Source organism: Mesorhizobium sp. M0904 (assembly GCF_040319475.1).
Taxonomy (GTDB): Bacteria; Pseudomonadota; Alphaproteobacteria; order Rhizobiales; family Rhizobiaceae; genus Mesorhizobium.
The window spans coordinates 74,902-91,242 of sequence record NZ_JAMYOC010000004.1; the positions used below are offsets into that span (position 1 = coordinate 74,902).

Below are 16,341 nucleotides of genomic sequence, written 5' to 3' on the forward strand. Positions count from 1 at the left end.
AATTTTTCACGGTTTTCGGAGCGCGGATGAGACCCGGGAAGCTCGTCTTCCACTGCAACAAGCCACGCAGTCGCCTTCGTCCCGGCAGGACTTTGGGAAGCTGGTGAAAGCCAGCAATTCTGAAACGGGCGCATTGATGAACAGCAAGCGGTCCTACCTCGATACACTCAACGCCGGCAGGCAACGCCGGCCGCACACGACGCTTGAAGAGCTCAACCGCTCCCTGGAAACTCTGGAGCAGCGGCTGGAGCGAACGCGCGAGGAGACGACAAGCCACCCCGATCCGCGCCGACCAGCGGCAGAACCGCGCTATCCCAGCGCTCAACCCTATGGCCAGCAGCGCCGGTATGAAGACCCACGCGAGGCGCAGCGGCCGAAAGGTCCAGCAGCGGCCTTCGACCAGAACTACCAGGCGATCGCCCGCGATATCGACCGGGTGCGCGGTCAGGAGGACGGCGTCGCCTTAGCCGGCAAGATCGCCGGGGAATTGCGCGGCCTGCGCGAAGAGCTGCGCCAGCAGATGACCTCCGGCCTGCAACGCGAGTTCGACGTACTGCGCAAGAATATTGAGCGAGCCTTCCAGTCAAATGGCGGCGGCAAAGGCAGCGCCGAACTCGGTGTCGAGTTCGAGCGGCTTTCCGGCGCCATCCAGACACTGGCCGAAAAAAGCGACGACAGAAGCGTAAATATGCTGCGGCTCGAGCTTGAGCAGGTGAAGGCCGCGCTCGATACGCTAGCGCGCGAGGAGAGCGTGCAGGCGGTCGGCCGCCGCTGGGACGAATTCGACCGCCGCTGGAATGCCTTCGAGGACCGCGTCGACGCCGATCAGCGCAAGCGCTCCGACGCGCCCGGCCTGTCGGCGCTGACGGAGCGGCTCGAACAGATCAGCAATGCCGTCAGCAATCTCCCGGAATCGCTGTCGCTGCGCTCGCTCGAAGAAAAGGTCCGCACGCTTGCCGGAGCGGTCGACCATTTCGCCCGCCAGCAGGACAATCGCGGCAGCGACACATTCAGCCAGATCGACGAGCGGCTCGACGAGATTTCCCGCGCGATCGTCGCCTCGACGGTTGCCGCGCAAGCCAATTCGTTCGACCCCGAGCCCTTCGAACGCATCGAGAAGCGGATCGATTCACTGGCCCAGCAAATCGAAGAAGTGTCGCAGGACCGTCCGGGCCGGGAGGTCATCGACCGTCTCAACACATTGTCGAGCCGCGTGGATGAACTGGCCGGCCGAGCCAATCTGCCGGAACAGGCGATGGAACGCCTTGCCAGGCAAATCGCGCTTATCTCCGACAAGATCGACCACGCACCGGCCATGCCCGACGCCGATTACATCTTCCAGGGGCTCGAACAGCGCTTCGACGTGCTGTCCAGCATGATGGAACGTCGCCAGGGCGACGCCATCGAACAAGGCAACATGCTGTTTCGCGACCTCGAGCGCCGGTTGGACGAGGTCGCCGACAGGCTGGACCAGCGCATGCCGCAGGTCGACAACGCCGACATCATGGATGCCATCGACGCCCGCTTCACCGCACTGGCCAAGCGGATGGAGACACGCGTTCCAGATCCCGCCAACGAGGCGGCGATCCGCGGCCTGGAGAGCCGGCTCGAAGACATCTCAAGCCGGCTGGATTCGTCCGCCGCACAAGTCGCCAGCATCGACCCGGCTTTGATCCGCAGCCTCGAAGCGCAGGTCGCCGGCCTGACGGCGCATCTTTCCAAGCCCGGCACGCCGCTGCCGGAATTCGACGACATCAGCCCGCGTCTCAACGAAATCGAGAAATCGCTGGCCGGAACCCGCGATTCCATCCTCGGCGCGGCGCGCGAGGCGGCCGAGAGTGCCGTCCGCTCGCTGGCCGGATCAAGCGCCAACACGGCGGCCGTTACCGGCCTCGCCCAGGACCTGAAGACGCTCGAGGCGCTGACGCGCCGTTCGGACGAGCGCAATTCGAGGACGTTCGAGGCTATCCACGATACGCTGCTCAAGATCGTTGACAGGCTTGGTTCACTGGAGACCGGCGAACCGGCAAGCGCCGAGTTGAGCAAACGCTCCGGCCGGGCATCCAAGATATCGGTGCAGGACGCACCGTCGATGGACATCGACCAGTCGCTGCCGTTGACGGGCAACATGGCCGATCTCGACGGCCGCGCCGCGGCCCTCGTGCGCGGAGAGCCAGGTCCGCGAACGCCGGCCGAGGCCGCCGCCGCAGCCGCACTGGCGGCTCTCGGTTCAGACACGACACCTGAAAAGAACGAACAAGGCGGCGGCAGGAAATCGATGTTAGGCGGGCTGGCGCGCGCCCTGAAGGGCAAGAAGGAGGCTGAGACGCCGCCGCTTGCAGGCTCGGCGCCGAGCGCCGAGATACCGAGCGTCGATCTCGACGAGCCCCTCGACCCCAAGCTTGCCAACCGGCCACTGGAACCCGGCTCCGGCGCACCCGACCTCAGTGCCATCATGAAGCGCGTGCGCGACGAGCGCGGGCAGCCGGCCAGGGAAGGCAGCGCCGAGGCGGCGAAATCGGACTTCATCGCGGCAGCCAGAAGGGCCGCGCAAGCGGCGGCCGCCGAGGCGGACGCCCTCAAGCGCCAGTCGACGATGAAAGGCCCGGTCAAGGCACTCAGGATCGGCGACCTGCTCAAGGCGCGGCGCAAGCCGATCCTGATGGGGGCAATCGCCATCATGCTGGCGCTTGCCGGCCTGCAACTGGGCAAAGCCTTCTTCTCCGACCCGGTCGAAGTCGCCAACAATGAGGCGGCGCCGGTCGTGGCCGTACAGCCGGTGGAAACCGCATTGGCCAGCGTTGCCAGCGAGCCGAAGGCGGACGCGCAGACAACAACACAGGAGAGCGCGCCGTCGCCCACCGTCAGGCAGGCCGAGCCATCCGCATCGATGACCAAGGACGACACGGCGGCGCAAACCGGCCCCGCCACACCGGCAGCCGAGGCATCGACGGCGCCCTCGGCTTCCGGAGCGTCCGCTGACCTGGCGGCGCCAGACACCACGGCCGCAGTGCCCGCGCCGGCAACGGCGACCGCCGAGCCAAAGGCTGCCGCGCCTGCTATTGCCGCCGCTGCGACGCAGGACACGACCGGCACTGTGCCGCCGGCGGATGCTGCCCCGGCAGGCGTTGCCAAGATCGACGTTCCGGCCGATGCCGGTCCGGCTGCCCTGCGCGATGCAGCGGCCGGCGGCGACGCCAAGGCGCTGTTCGAGATCGGCTCGCGCTACGCCGAGTCGCGCGGTGTCAAGGAAGACATGACGGCGGCGGCCAAATGGTATGAGAAAGCTGCCGAACTCGGTTTCGCACCGGCAGAATACCGCATCGGCAATTTCTACGAGAAGGGCATCGGCGTCGCACGCGACATCAAGAAAGCGAAGACCTGGTACCAGTTTGCCGCAGAGCAGGGCAATGCCAGCGCAATGCACAATCTTGCCGTGCTGTTTGCGATGGCGGCGGACGGCGTGACCGACAACGAATCGGCAGCACGCTGGTTCCAGGCGGCGGCGGATCTCGGCGTCAAGGACAGCCAGTTCAACCTCGGCATCCTCGCGGCGAAGGGTGTCGGCATGAAGCAGAATCTTGAGGAGAGCTATAAATGGTTCGCGCTCGTCGCCAAAACCGGCGACAAGGATGCAGCGGCCAAGCGCGACGAGATCGCCAAGGCGCTGAGGCCCGAGCAGTTGGCGCGTGCGCGGGCCGCGGCTGAACTGTGGAAAGCCAAGCCGCTCGATCCAGCCGCCAATTCGGCCGACATTCCTGAATCGTGGCAGGACGGCACACCGCAGACGACCGCCGGCATCGATATGAAGAAAGCGGTCCAGAACATCCAGCGCATTCTCAACAAGAACGGCTACGAGGCCGGCAATCCCGACGGCATGATGGGCCTGAAAACCAAGAACGCAATCATGGCCTTCCAGGCCGACAACGATATGAGGGCAACCGGCGCGATCGACGAAAAGCTGGTCAAGGCGCTGCTCGCGCGTAAATAACGGCGGATGCGTCGTTTCCGCGACGCCCTTGCCACAGATTTGCCTGTTAACTGATTGAGTTGTTTTTTGTTTCGGCGGCGCGGCGAAGTTTGACTTCACCGCCCGGCCGGCGCAAGAACCAAATAGCCTTTTGGCGCAAAATGCCCGCAACGGTTGCATTCGCCAGGCGACAAACTGATCGAGACTGACGGGTGGGCATCTATCTCCCGATCGCGGAAATTTCCGTCAACATCTTCGTGCTGCTGGCCATGGGTGCGGCGGTGGGTTTCCTGTCGGGCATGTTCGGCGTGGGAGGCGGCTTTCTCATTACGCCGCTGCTGATCTTCTACAACATACCGCCGGCAATCGCGGTCGCCACCGGCGCCAACCAGGTCATCGCTTCCTCCTTCTCCGGAGCCCTGTCGCACATGAAGCGGGGCACGCTCGACTTCAAGCTTGGCGGCGTGCTTTTAGCCGGCGGCATCGTCGGCTCGACCGGTGGTATCTATGTCTTTGCGCTCCTGCGCCGGCTCGGCCAGCTCGACCTGTTTATCTCGCTGCTCTACGTCGTGCTGCTCGGCACTGTCGGCGGACTGATGCTCGTCGAGAGTGTCAATGCATTGCGCGCCACTCGCAGCGGCGCCGCACCGGTGTTGAAGAAATCCGGCCAGCACAATTGGATCCACCGCCTGCCGCTGAAGATGCGGTTCAGGGCCTCGAAGCTCTTCGTCAGCGTCATTCCGGTGCTTGGGCTGGGCGCGGCGATTGGCTTCCTGTCGTCGATCATGGGCGTCGGCGGCGGCTTCATCATGGTGCCGGCCCTGATCTACCTTTTGAAAGTGCCTACCAACGTGGTCATCGGCACCTCGCTGTTCCAGATCATCTTCACCTCGGCCTACACCACGCTGGTCCACGCCACCACCAACCAGACGGTCGACGTCATGCTCGCTTTCCTGTTGATGGCAGGCGGCGTCGCCGGCGCGCAATATGGCGCCAAGGCCGGTCAGCGGCTGCGGGGCGAGCAACTCAGGGCGCTGCTGGCGCTGCTGGTGCTGGCGGTCGCCATCCGGCTTGCCATCGATCTCTTCGTCACGCCACCCAATCTCTATTCGCTGTCCGGCGTGGGCCTGAGCTGATGGCTGGCTTCAGGACGCTCGCGGCCGCCGCCTTGCTGTCGCTGCTGGCGGCTGCGCCACCGGCGAAGGCGCAGGCGCCTCTGACCGAAAATATCCAGATCGGCCTTTCGACCGACAATGTCTCGATTACCGCCGGCTTTTCCGGCGCCGACCTGACCATCTTCGGCTCGCTGGAAAATGCGGATCCGCTTGTCGCGCGGCAAGGGCGCTACGACGTGATCGTCGTGCTGGAAGGCCCGGCCCGACCGGTCGTCGTGCGCCGCAAGGACCGGGTGCTCGGCGTCTGGGTCAATCTGGAGTCGGAGACCTTCAAAAACGTACCTGTCTCCTATTCGGTGGCGACGACGCGGCCGCTGCAGGACGTCACCGATCCCAACAGCTACAAGCAGCTGTCGCTTGGCGCCTCGAACCTCTATTTGCAGCCGGCCGACGCCGGCGACAGCCCGGCGACAATCGAGGAGTTCACCGCCGCGCTGCGCGAACGCAAGGCGGCGACCGGCCTCTACAGCGAGAATGTCGGGGGTGTGCAGTTCCTGTCGCAGAACCTGTTCCGCGCCACAGTCAGGCTCGCCCCAAACGTTCCGGTCGGCACCCATAAGGCCCGCGCCTTCCTATTCAAGAGCGGCCTGTTCATCAAGGAAAGCTCCGCCCTGCTCGAAATCCGCAAGTCCGGTTTCGAACAGTCGATCTTCCGCGTCGCCCACGACTACTCGTTCCTCTACGGTGTCTTTGCCGTATCGCTGGCCATGCTGACAGGCTGGCTCGGAAGACTGGTCTTCAGGAAAGACTGAACTCTCGTAAAAGTGGTTTCCCTTTCCGAGGGTATGGGTTAGACCGCGACCCCCGGGCCCGACCGGACACGAGCTGCTGCTCCCCAAATCAGAAATACAGGAACGCACGATGCGACCAGCATTCGCCGGGATCGACTTCGGCACTTCGAATTCCACCGTAAGTGTGGTCAGGAACGGGCAGCCGAGGCTGGTGGCGTTGGAAGACGGCCAGGTCACGCTGCCCAGTGCGGTATTTTTCAATTTCGAGGACAACCGCACCTATTTCGGGCGACGCGCCCTTGCCAACTATACGGACAGTATCGAAGGCCGCCTGATGCGCTCGTTGAAGAGTGTGCTCGGCAGCTCGCTCGCCCACGAAAAGACACGCATCAAGGCGCGCTCGATCGGCTTCATGGAGATTGTCGGCCTGTTCGTCGGCCATCTGAAAAAGAAGCTGGAAGAAGAAGCCCATGACGCGGTCGACAGCGTCGTGCTGGGACGGCCCGTGCAGTTCGTCGACGACGATGCCGAGGCTGACGCGAAGGCGGAGCACGAACTCGAAAATGCCGCTCGGGCCCACGGCTTCAAGCACATCGCCTTCCAGTTCGAACCGATTGCCGCGGCACTCGACTACGAACAAAAGGTGACGCGCGAGGAACTGGCGCTGATCATCGACATGGGCGGCGGCACGTCCGACTTCTCAATCGTGCGTGTCTCGCCCGAGCGCGCCCGCTCGCTTGACCGCAAGGACGACATCCTGGCCAGCCGCGGCATCCACATCGGCGGCACCGACTTCGACCGGCTGTTGAGCATCGCCCATGTGATGCCGCAGTTCGGCTATCTCTCACCAACCAAGGATGGCAAACGCAATCTGCCGGCGAGCTACTTCATCGACCTGGCGACGTGGCAGCGCATCAACCTGGTCTATACCGCGAGGGCAATGACGCATCTGCGCCAGATCCGCTATGAGGCGGAGCGCGCAGACCTGGTCGACCGCTTCATCCACATCGTCGAGCATCGTTACGGCCACGCGCTGGCGGCGCTGGTCGAAAAGGCCAAGATCGAGCTGACGGACCGTTCGTCGGCCGATGTCGAGGTCGCGCTGCCGGAGGTGAGGTTCACGGCAGAAATCACGCGCAAGGGTCTCGAAGCCACCATAGCCAGGGACATTAAGCGTGTTGCGGCTACGGTCGAGCAGACCATCCGCGACGCACAGGTGAAGGCCTCGGACATCACCGCGGTGTTCTTGACCGGCGGATCGACCGCGATCCCGCTGGCCAGGCAGCGGATCCTGGCGCTGGTGCCGCAGGCGTCGGTAATCGAAGGCGATGTGTTCGGCTCGGTCGGGCTTGGGCTGGCGCTCGACGCGCAGCGGAAGTTCGGCTGATCGGCTTAAAGCGGCGCGGGTCTCTCAGCTTTGCCGCCAAGATGCGCCTTGAGCGCCATCTGGGCCAGGCTTGGCTGCCGGTCGCGATGCGTGATCATGGCAAATTCGCGCTTCGGCAGATCGACCGGCACAGAACGTAGGCTACCTTCGGCGACCGCGCGTGCGACGACGAGTTCCGAGATGATGCTGGCGCCGGCACCGGCCTCGACCGCCTGGCGAATAGCCTCATTGCTCGGTAATACCAGGAATATCTGCAGGTCCGCGAACGAAATCCCGTCGCGTCGGGCAAGGTCCTCCAGCGCCTCGCGCGTGCCCGAACCGCCTTCGCGAATGATCCAGCGAAGCCCGCCAAGATCGGGATGTCCAGGCGAAACTTCCGCGATCTCAGGGTGCGAGCGCGCCACGACCAGCATCATGCGATCGATATCGACCTTGGCACGCCGCAAAATGTCGGATTCGGTGCGCCCCTCGACCAGGCCAAAATCGGCTGCGCCATCAAGTACATTGGTCTCGACCTGCCTGGTGTTGCCAATGCTCACGCTCAGCCTGACGGCAGGATAGGCTTCGTGGAAAGAGGCGAGCCGGCGCGGCAGCCAATAGCTGGCAATGGTCTGGCTGGCAGCGATCGAGAGACTGCCGGTGATCGTTTGCGAGACATGCTCCAGCACGTTGTGGGCGGCCGCAGCCCGCTCGAGGACCGCCTTGGCCTCGGGCAAGAATCGGCGTCCGGTTTCGGCGAGCTCGATGTTGCGGCCGACGCGGTTGAACAACTGGACGCCATGCTGCTGTTCGAGCGAGCGGATCGCGGCGGATGCGGCCGACTGTGAGATGCCCAGCAACTCGGCCGCTTTGGTCATGTGCGCCCGTTCGGCGACGGCGACGAAGATCCGCAACTGGTCCAGGGTCATTCCGACACTAAGAAGCAAATCCGATTGGAATTACAAGAGCAAGTTGTTAGACGGATCGGTCGCTTTGTTCTAAATTTTGGCTCGAAATTGGAAAAAAGTCGCGCCAGAGCAGTCGAGGGTAGAATTGGTGGGGCGGTTCAAATCCGTGTTTGCGCACTGGACCCGCAGCCTGCGGCGGCGGCTCTTGGGTGAACGCTATCGCCCGGAAGAGCATTACATGCGCGGCCCAGGCCCGAAGACGAGAGCCAAGTTCGCGGGGCGCAAGAGCATCACCGGATCATGACCAACAACCTGCTGCGCGGAGCCAATTCGGCACCATCACAACGGCCGCTTGCCGATACGCGAGCGCCCGCTGAACGCGACGGCGTCGATACTTCGCCTGATGTCTCCGACAGCATCGCCAAGACCACCTGCTATATGTGCGCCTGCCGCTGCGGCATCGACGTCCATATCAAAGATGGCAAGGTCCGCTACATCAACGGCAACAAGGATCATCCGGTCAATCGCGGCGTGCTGTGCGGCAAAGGCAGCGCCGGCATCATGCAGCATTACAGCCCGGCCCGGCTGACGAAACCATTGCTGCGCACCGGACTGCGCGGCTCGGGCGAGTTCCGCGAGATCGAGTGGGAGGAAGCTTTGTCGCTCGCGACAGAGCGGCTTTCGAACATCCGCCAGACCGATCCGAAGAAACTCGCCTTCTTCACCGGCCGCGACCAGTCGCAATCGCTGACCGGTTGGTGGGCGAGCCAGTTCGGCACGCCGAACTTCGCGGCCCATGGCGGTTTCTGCTCGGTGAACATGGCAGCCGGCGGCCTCTACACGATTGGCGGCTCGTTCTGGGAGTTCGGCGAGCCCGACTGGGACAACACCAAGTATTTCATGCTGTTCGGGGTTGCCGAAGACCATGATTCCAATCCGATCAAGATCGGCCTCGGCAAGCTCAAGGCGCGCGGCGCCAAGGTGGTTTCAATCAATCCCTGCCGCACCGGCTACAACGCGATTGCCGACGACTGGATCGGCATCCGGCCCGGCACCGACGGCCTGTTTGTGTTCGCCCTCATCCACGAATTGCTGAAGGCAGGGCGCGTCGATCTCGACTACCTCTTGCGCTACACCAACGCCCACATCTTGGTCATTCAGGAGCCTGGAGCCGCCGATGACGGGCTGTTCATGCGCGACGGCGACGGCAATCCGCTGGCTTGGGACAGGGTGGCGAAGACGCCTGTCGACGCCGGCGATACCGACGCAAAGCCCGCACTGACCGGCAGCGTTCTCGTCGACAGCCGCCGCTGCGTGCCCGTCTTCCAACTCGTCGCCGACCGCTATCTGGACGAGTGCTATTCACCCGACGCCGTCGCTGACCGGTGCGGCATCTCCGCCGACACGATCCGACGCATTGCTGCAGAACTCGCTCATGTCGCCTTCGAACAGCAAATCGAACTGCCGGTGGCCTGGACGGACTGGGCCGGCCGCCGGCACAAGACCATCAAGGGTCGGCCGATGTCGATGCATGCGATGCGCGGCATCTCGGCCCATTCGAACGGGTTTCACACTTGCCGCGCCATTCATCTGCTTCAGGTGCTTCTCGGCACGGTGGACGTGCCGGGCGGCTTCCGCTTCAAACCGCCTTATCCGCGGTCCGCGCCGCCGGGTCCAAAGCCCGCCGGCAAGAATGTGAAGCCGATGACACCGCTCGAAGGCATGCCGCTCGGCTTCGTCTGCGGACCGGAGGACCTGCTGATCGATGAAGGCGGCAAGCCTGTTCGTATCGACAAGGCATACTCCTGGGATGCGCCGCTGGCCGCCCATGGGCTCATGCACACGGTCATCCGTAACGCCTGGGCAGGCGATCCCTACAAGATCGACACTCTGTTCATGTACATGTCCAACATGGCCTGGAACTCGTCGATGAATACGGTCGAGACGATGGCGATGCTGACCGATATCGATGCGGCGGGCGAGTACAAGATCCCGTTCATCATCTATTCCGACGCTTATTATTCCGAGACCGTGCCTTTTGCGGATCTGGTCCTGCCGGACACGACCTATCTCGAGCGTCATGACTGTATCAGTCTGCTCGACCGGCCGATCAGCCACGCCGACGGTCCGGGCGACGCCATCCGCCACCCCGTCGTCGAGCCGGACCGCGACGTCAGGCCGTTCCAGACGGTGCTGATCGAACTCGGCGCGCGGCTCGGTCTGCCCGGTTTCGTCGATGACGACGGCTCCGCCAAATACCGCGACTATGCCGACTACATCGTCAATCACGAGCGTACGCCAGGTGTCGGTCCACTCGCCGGCTGGCGCGGCAAGGACGGGACCTTGGTCGGCAAGGGCGACGTCAATCCCGACCAGTTGCAGCGCTACATCGACAATGGCGGCTTCTGGCACCAGGATTTCGCGGCCGATCAGCGCTACTACAAGATGGCCAACCGCTCCTATCTCGACTTCGCGGAGAGCATGGGCTTCATCCCGAAAGCCGAGCCGATCGTGTTCCAACTCTATTCCGAGCCGATGCAGCGCTTCCGCCTGGCGGCACGCGGCCATGGCCGGGTGCTGCCGCCGGAAGCCGAGCGTAGCCGCATCGAGACCTATATGGATCCGCTGCCGTTTTGGTATGCGCCCTTCGAAGAGACTGCGGTCGACAGCCAAGCCTATCCGCTGCACGCGCTGACGCAGCGGCCAATGCACATGTATCATTCCTGGGGCTCGCAGAATGCCTGGCTGAGGCAGATCACCAGCCAGAACCGGCTGTTCGTGCATCACCGGACCGCCGCCAGCCTCGGGCTTGTCGATAACGACTGGGTGTGGATCGAGAGCATCAACGGCAAGGTCAAAGGACAGATCAAGCTGGTCGACGGCGTCAACGCCGATACGGTGTGGACGTGGAATGCGATCGGCAAGCGTCGCGGCAGCTGGGGGCTCAAGGATGACGCGGCCGAATCCAATCGCGGCTTCCTGCTCAACCACATCATCGGCGACCAGACCTCCGCCGATGCCAGCGGCAAACGTTATTCGAATTCCGATCCGGTGACCGGCCAGGCGGCGTGGTTCGACCTGCGCGTGCGCATCGTCAAATGCGCGGCCGAGGAAGCCGGCTTCACCGAGCCGCAGTTCGAGCGGTTCCGGCAGCCACCGCATTTCGAACCCTCGCCTGACAAGCTCACTTACGGCGCAGAGTTCCGCCGGGAAAGAGAAGCTGCCAGACCATGACCTGCCTTCCCGCCCAAACCGACAAGAAGCTCGGCCTGGTCATCGATCTCGATACCTGTGTCGGCTGTCAGGCCTGCGTCACCGCCTGCAAGGAATGGAACACCGGCGGCCACATGGCGCCGCTGACCGACATCGATCCTTATGGCGGCGACGCCGACGGGGTCTGGTTCAATCGCGTGCACAGCTATGAGCACATGACTGAGATGGGTGGGCGCACAGTCAATTTCCCGCGCTCCTGTCTGCATTGCGAGACACCGGCCTGCGTCACCGTATGCCCGACCGGCGCCTCCTACAAACGGGCCTCGGACGGCATTGTGCTGGTCGACGAGGACAAGTGCATCGGCTGCAAATTGTGCAGTTGGGCCTGCCCCTATGGCGCGCGCGAGTTCGACACCGATGTCGGCGTAATGAAGAAATGCACGCTGTGCGTCGACCGTATCTACAACGACAATCTGGCGGAAGAAGATCGCGTTCCGGCCTGCGTCGCTGCTTGCCCGACCAGCGCGCGGCATTTCGGCGATCTGGGCGATCCGGCATCGGCTATCTCGCATCTGGTGGCCGAGCGCGGCGGTGTCGATCTGATGCCGGAAATGGGCTATAAGCCGACCAACAAATATCTGCCGCCACGTGCCCACACCACCCGCGCCGCATCGGTGCCGGCGCCGGCGCTTGAAGCGGTGCGGGCCGAAGGCGGCTTCCTCGGCTGGGTCGACCGCATGCTTTCGAACTAAACCGCGTCTCATGCATCCAGCATTTTCCGTCGTCTTTTTCACCACCGCCACGGGCGCCGGTTACGGCCTGCTCGCACTCCTTGGCGTGCTCGCCGGACAGGGCTTTATCCCGCCCGATTTCTGGCTTGGCCTCACCGGCATTGGGCTGGCGCTTGGCCTGATCTCGGCAGGCCTGCTGTCGTCGGCCGGCCATCTCGGCCGTCCCGAACGCGCCTGGCGTGCCTTCTCGCAATGGCGAAGCTCCTGGTTGTCACGCGAAGGCGTTGCGTCGGTTGCGACGTTCATGCCGGCGGGACTGTTCGGTATTGGCTGGGTGGTCCTCGGCCGTACGAGCGGCTGGGTGGCTATCGCCGGGCTGCTCGCTGCCATCGGCGCGGTCGCAACCGTCTGCACCACCGGCATGATCTACGCGTCGTTGAAGCCTATCGCCCAATGGCACAGCCGCTTCACCCTGTCCGGCTATCTGATCTTTTCGGCAATGACCGGCTGCGTGCTGCTCAATGCGCTGCTGCAGGGTTTTGCCGTCGGCTCGAATACGCTTCTCGCGGCTGCCCTATTGCTGACCGTGCTCGGCTGGGGCTGGAAGCTGGCGACCTGGCGGTACAACGACCGGCTGGAAATCCCGACCACCGCCAACACGGCGACGGGTCTGGCCGGCGGCATGGTGCGGTCGATGGAATGGCCGCATACCGAGGAAAACTACTTGCTCAAGGAGATGGGCTTCCGCATCGCGCGCAAGCACAGCGTGCGGCTACGCCAGATCACGCAGGTGCTGGCCTTTGCTTTGCCTGCGTTGCTGTTGGTGGCGGCGTTCGCCCTGCCGTGGCCTTATGCGGCGGTTTCGTCGATGCTCGCCACAATCGCCCAACTCGCCGGCATGCTGGTCGAGCGCTGGCTGTTCTTCGCCGAGGCCAAGCACACCGTCACTTTGTACTACGGCAGGTAGGTTCAGCCCGGCCTGAGCATCGCGTGGGAAATCGCGAAGATGCGTTCGGTGCCAAGCATGTAGGCCATCAGCGTTTCGCGGCGGAACAGCCCGGCATAGGCGCGATCAAGCAGATTGAGCGAGCCGGTATAGGCGCCGAAGGCCGGCATGATCATGCGGCCGCCATCGCCGGCAAAGCAGCGCCGCCGCACCGAGCGGCCTTGCTGCACGATGCGGGCGCAAGGATGCAGATGGCCTGATATCTCGCCCTCCACCCTTACCGCCGAAGGCTCGTGCCGGAAGAGCAGAGAGCCGATGGCCAATTCGCGCACGGTCTCGCCGGGCAGGTCGGCCGGTGCTTCAGGATCATGATTGCCGGTGACCCAGAACCAGTCGCGCCCAACCATCAGCCCTTCCAGCCTTTCGCGAAAGCTTGCGTGCATGCGCGCGGCGCCGCCGCCATCGTGAAAACTGTCCCCCAGGCTGATGACGATCGAAGGCTGGTAGTCGGCGATTACCGCTTGCAAGCGGAGTAACGTGGCTCCGGTGTCGTAAGGGGGAACCAGCGTGCCGCGCCTGGCCAGCGAGGAGCCTTTTTCCAGATGCAGATCGGACACGGCCAGAAGCCGAAATTCGGGAAAGTAGAGCACGCCGCGGCGGTCGCAGACCGCGCGTTCGCCGGCGATATCGACAGAGCCCACCTCCGCCAGAGGTGCAGCCATGGCCAGCGCGACAGTCATTTCGTCCCCATGGCCTCCTCGACCAGCGTGGCTGCATCCATCAGCAGCGTGTCATCGGCCTCGCCGTGCACCGGCATTTTGCCGATCTCGAGCATGATCGGCACGGCGAGCGGCGATATCTGCTCGAGGTTCTTATGCATGATTCGACCCTGGACGCGCGAGAGCATCTCGGCAAGTCTGCTGACATCCAGCAGACCGGTCGCGGCGTCGGCACGCGTCGCCTGCAGCAGGATATGGTCAGGCTCATGGCTGCGCAGCACGTCGTAGATGAGATCCGTCGACATGGTCACCTGGCGGCCGCTCTTCTCTTGGCCCGGGTGGCGTTTCTCGATCAATCCCGAGATCAGCGCGCAATTGCGAAAGGTGCGCTTCAACAACCAACTGCCGGCGAGCCAAGCTTCGAGGTCGTCGCCCAGCATGTCCTCGTCGAAGAGCGCTGCCAGCGACGGTTTCTTCGCCCTGAACATCCGGCCCATATCGGCAAGCGACCATATGGCAAGCGCATAGTCGGTGGCGACGAAGCCGAGCGGCTTGGCTCCCGCCCTGTCGAGGCGGCGGGTGAGCAGCATGCCGAGCGTCTGGTGCGCCAGCCTGCCCTCGAACGGATAGGCCACCAGATAGTAGCGATTGCCGCGCGGAAAAGTCTCGATCAGCAGATCGTCGCGTTTCGGCAGCACCGACTTGTCGGCCTGGAAACGCAGCCAGTCGGCGACCTGCTCCGGCAGCTTCTTCCAGCGCTGCGGATCGTCCAGCATGGCGCGAACCTGTTCGGCCAGGTACGTCGAAAGCGGGAATTTGCCACCACCGTAATACGGGACCTTGGCGTCGCTGCCGGGTGCATTCGAGACAAAGCACTCATTCTCGCGGATACCTTCGAAGCGCAGCACCTTGCCGGCGAACATGAAGGTGTCGCCGTGCGTCAGCGTTTCAAGGAACGCCTCCTCGATCTTGCCCAGAACCCGGCCGCCACGCGAAGCCGCGCCTCTGCTGCCGGGCTGGACGTAGCGGACGTTGAGCGCCGGCACTTCGATGATGGTGCCGACGTTAAGCCGGTATTGCTGGGCGACGCGAGGATTTGAGACCCGCCACAGTCCGTCCTTGTTCAACCGGATGCGGGCATAGCGCTCGTAGTTCTTCAGCGCATAGCCGCCAGTGGCGACGAAATCGATGACGCGATCGAATGTCGGGCGATCGAGATCGGCGTAGGGTGCTGCCGTCCGCACTTCCTCAAACAGCGCATCGGCATGGAACGGCGCACCGCAGGCACAGCCCAGCACATGCTGCGCCAGCACGTCGAGCCCGCCATTGACCAGCGGCGGCGTATCCTGGGCACCGAGATAATTGGCATCGAGCGCCGCCCTGCATTCCAGCACCTCGAAGCGGTTGGCCGGAATCAGGATCGCCTTGGACGGCTCGTCCATACGGTGGTTGGCGCGGCCGATGCGCTGCGCCAGCCGGCTCGCACCTTTCGGCGCGCCGACATGGACGACCAGGTCGACATCGCCCCAGTCGATGCCGAGGTCGAGCGTCGAGGTGGCGACGATCGCGCGCAAGGCATTCTCGCCCATCGCCTTTTCGACGCGCCGGCGCTGGGCGACATCGAGCGAACCGTGATGCAGCGCGATCGGCAAGGTGTCCTCGTTGACCCGCCACAACTCCTGAAACAGCAGCTCCGCCTGGCTGCGCGTGTTGACGAACAGCAGGGTTGTCTTGTGGCGCTTGATCTCGTTGTAGATCTCCGGCGTTGCATAACGGGCCGAATGTCCCGCCCACGGCACGCGCTCCTCCGAATCGAGAATGGAGATGTCTGGCTTGGCGCCGCCGGTGACGACGATCAGTTCGGCCATCGGCCCTGGTGGATTCTGGCTGACCAGCCACCGCCGCAATTCGTCGGGCTCGGCGACCGTCGCCGACAGGCCTATCGTCTGCAGGGCGGGCACAAACGAGCGCAGCCGGGCCAGCCCGAGCGACAGGAGATGCCCGCGCTTCGAGGTCACCAGCGAATGCAATTCGTCGAGCACGACATAGCGCAGGTCCTCGAAGAAGCGCCTGGCATCGGGCGCGGCAATCAGCAGCGCCAGTTGCTCGGGCGTGGTCAGGAGAATGTCGGGCGGCGCCAGCTTCTGCCGCTGGCGCTTGTGTGCGGGCGTGTCACCGGTGCGCGTCTCGACGGTGACCGGCAGCCCGATTTCTGCGACGGGTTTGCCGAGATTGCGCTCGATGTCGACGGCCAGCGCCTTCAGCGGCGAGATGTAGAGTGTATGGATGGCTCGATGCGCCTGCCCCGGCCTTCTCCTCGGTCGGCCGGCCAGTTCGGTCAGCGATGGCAAGAACCCGGCCAGCGTCTTGCCGGCGCCGGTCGGGGCGATCAGCAATACCGACTGCCCGTCCTGGGCTTTGGCCAGCAAATCGATCTGGTGGGCGCGCGGCGACCAGCCCTTTTCCGCAAACCATTTGACGAATGGCTCGGGCAGGACGACGGCGGCATTCTGTTGGGCAAGGCGCGGCTGCTCTGTCACGTGCCAGAGGTAGCGCGGCGACGCGCAATCGCCAAGCAGAAT

The 16,341-nt window shown here is 64.0% G+C and carries 10 protein-coding genes; 7 read left to right on the forward strand and 3 right to left on the reverse strand.

What is annotated here, in order from left to right; genetic code table 11:
- Positions 1-136: 136 nt before the first annotated feature.
- The 4 genes from NKH80_RS06010 to NKH80_RS06025 all read left to right on the forward strand — a co-directional run bounded on the left by NKH80_RS06010 (position 137) and on the right by NKH80_RS06025 (position 7,263).
- The gene (locus NKH80_RS06010) at positions 137-3,991 is read left to right on the forward strand and encodes a peptidoglycan-binding protein (protein ID WP_352990231.1); all 3,855 of its coding nucleotides are present in this window, start codon (positions 137-139) and stop codon (positions 3,989-3,991) included.
- A gap of 191 nt (positions 3,992-4,182) precedes the next feature.
- Positions 4,183-5,106, forward strand: coding sequence for a sulfite exporter TauE/SafE family protein (locus NKH80_RS06015; protein ID WP_023676949.1), 924 nt, complete (start codon positions 4,183-4,185; stop codon positions 5,104-5,106).
- Positions 5,106-5,897, forward strand: coding sequence for a TIGR02186 family protein (locus NKH80_RS06020; protein ID WP_352990234.1), 792 nt, complete (start codon positions 5,106-5,108; stop codon positions 5,895-5,897). The genes NKH80_RS06015 and NKH80_RS06020 overlap by 1 nt, the downstream gene beginning before the upstream one ends.
- A gap of 109 nt (positions 5,898-6,006) precedes the next feature.
- Positions 6,007-7,263, forward strand: a complete 1,257-nt coding sequence (locus NKH80_RS06025) for an Hsp70 family protein (RefSeq protein WP_352990237.1) — start codon at positions 6,007-6,009, stop codon at positions 7,261-7,263.
- Positions 7,264-7,268: 5 nt separating this feature from the next.
- On the opposite strand, the gene NKH80_RS06030 is transcribed toward NKH80_RS06025, so the two are convergent.
- Positions 7,269-8,171, reverse strand: a complete 903-nt coding sequence (locus NKH80_RS06030; RefSeq protein ID WP_352895927.1) for a LysR substrate-binding domain-containing protein — start codon at positions 8,169-8,171, stop codon at positions 7,269-7,271.
- Between the two features lie 279 nt (positions 8,172-8,450).
- On the opposite strand from NKH80_RS06030, the gene NKH80_RS06035 reads away from it, so the two are divergent.
- From NKH80_RS06035 to NKH80_RS06045, 3 genes are read left to right on the forward strand one after another with little or no spacing between them, the layout of a single operon-like run.
- A complete protein-coding gene (locus tag NKH80_RS06035) occupies positions 8,451-11,384 on the forward strand; it encodes a molybdopterin oxidoreductase family protein (RefSeq protein ID WP_352990240.1) in 2,934 nt (977 codons plus the stop codon).
- Positions 11,381-12,115, forward strand: a complete 735-nt coding sequence (locus tag NKH80_RS06040) for a 4Fe-4S dicluster domain-containing protein (RefSeq protein WP_352990243.1) — start codon at positions 11,381-11,383, stop codon at positions 12,113-12,115. Before NKH80_RS06035 ends, NKH80_RS06040 begins: the two co-directional genes overlap by 4 nt.
- Positions 12,116-12,125: 10 nt before the next feature.
- Positions 12,126-13,061: a dimethyl sulfoxide reductase anchor subunit family protein gene (locus tag NKH80_RS06045; RefSeq protein WP_352990245.1), complete on the forward strand. Its 936-nt coding sequence runs from the start codon at positions 12,126-12,128 to the stop codon at positions 13,059-13,061.
- 2 nt (positions 13,062-13,063) lie between these two features.
- Here NKH80_RS06045 and pdeM read toward each other — a convergent pair whose 3' ends face one another.
- Positions 13,064-13,780: a ligase-associated DNA damage response endonuclease PdeM gene (pdeM, locus tag NKH80_RS06050; protein ID WP_352506163.1), complete on the reverse strand. Its 717-nt coding sequence runs from the start codon at positions 13,778-13,780 to the stop codon at positions 13,064-13,066.
- Entirely contained in the window at positions 13,777-16,299 is a 2,523-nt protein-coding gene (locus NKH80_RS06055; protein WP_352990439.1) for a ligase-associated DNA damage response DEXH box helicase, read from the reverse strand. The genes pdeM and NKH80_RS06055 overlap by 4 nt, the downstream gene beginning before the upstream one ends.
- Positions 16,300-16,341: the final 42 nt, after the last annotated feature.